Annotated in this window: 1 protein-coding gene; it reads right to left on the bottom strand. The window is 37.7% G+C overall.

Annotated features, from left to right (window positions below):
- On the bottom strand, positions 1-260 hold a 260-nt coding region (locus tag AAEZ03_RS27945), incomplete at both ends, for a hypothetical protein (RefSeq protein ID WP_350583173.1).

The following is a 260-nucleotide window of genomic DNA, read 5'->3' as shown; positions in this document are numbered from 1 at the left end:
GTCTAGGTTTTGCTGTGTAATTAACTTATCAAAATCAGTTTGTAGCTTTTTGGCTTGCTTGTCATGCGCACGCTTGTCAGTGACCAAGCTGACATTATTTTGTAGCAGCGTCTTTAATCGGCTACAAGTACTGTCAAAGGTAGCCATATCTGTATCAAGGTCGTTTAGTTCTTGATAGTCGCCAAAATATTTTTCTATATTTGCAAGCTGAGTTTTGGTTTGGTATTCCGTTTGTTTGTTACCAGTTATTTCTTGGCATA

Origin of the sequence: Pseudomonas sp. HY2-MNA-CIBAN-0224 (assembly GCF_040310285.1) — a bacterium.
Taxonomy (GTDB): domain Bacteria; phylum Pseudomonadota; class Gammaproteobacteria; order Pseudomonadales; family Pseudomonadaceae; genus Aquipseudomonas; species Aquipseudomonas helleri.
Note: the sequence above shows the minus strand (reverse complement) of the source record. Positions and strands in the feature narration are given on the sequence as shown.